Source organism: Leifsonia sp. SIMBA_070 (assembly GCF_046534635.1).
GTDB lineage: Bacteria > Actinomycetota > Actinomycetes > Actinomycetales > Microbacteriaceae > Leifsonia.
Window position 1 is genome coordinate 1 of record NZ_JAWRYK010000710.1, and the last position, 248, is coordinate 248.

Sequence of the window (248 nt, forward strand, 5' to 3'; positions counted from 1 at the left end):
CGGTGGTCTTTGCCGGATCCGATGCCTACCTCCAGGACGAAGAGATCGCCGAAGCCAAGGAAGTGTGCGGTCCCGGCGGAGCCCTGGACATCCCCGCCTACATTTCGCCCATTGCCGTCGCCTTCAACCTCCCGGGCATCGACTCCCTTAACCTGGACGCAGCGGCAATAGCCGCGATTTTCCGGGGCGAGATCAAAACCTGGAATGATCCGGCCATCGCGGACCAGAACCCCGGAATCGAGCTTCCG

General features: G+C 62.5%; 1 protein-coding gene. It reads left to right on the plus strand.

Going from position 1 to position 248, the window contains the following annotated elements; translation table 11 throughout:
- A partial coding sequence (locus SB754_RS22090) for a substrate-binding domain-containing protein (protein ID WP_410784434.1) occupies positions 1-248 on the plus strand: 248 nt, incomplete at both ends.